Genomic DNA, 258 nt, shown 5'->3' on the forward strand with positions numbered 1-258 from the left:
AGCGGACAAACGCCGTGAGCTGGCTGTAACCGCCGTCATAACCCTCGGCCTTGATCTGCTCAAAAAGTGCTTTGGCGCTCCTGCGGTTGTGTTTTGGCCGGAACGAATCAGCCTTGAGCGCCTGCTCTAAGGTCTCGTGAAAAGGGTTGAGCTTATTGAAGGATGCGCACCGTTGGTACGCTGGTTGAGTGGCTTCGGGCGCTCTGACCCATTTACGGATGGTGTTTCTCGACAGCCCGGTACGCTTGGCTATCTGAT

At 55.8% G+C, this 258-nt stretch carries 1 pseudogene; it reads right to left on the reverse strand.

The annotated features are described in order from the left end of the window. Nucleotides 1-258: pseudogene (locus DW49_RS1000000129795) on the reverse strand (IS21 family transposase); the annotation flags it as partial.

Source organism: Pseudomonas avellanae BPIC 631 (genome assembly GCF_000444135.1).
GTDB lineage: Bacteria > Pseudomonadota > Gammaproteobacteria > Pseudomonadales > Pseudomonadaceae > Aquipseudomonas > Aquipseudomonas avellanae.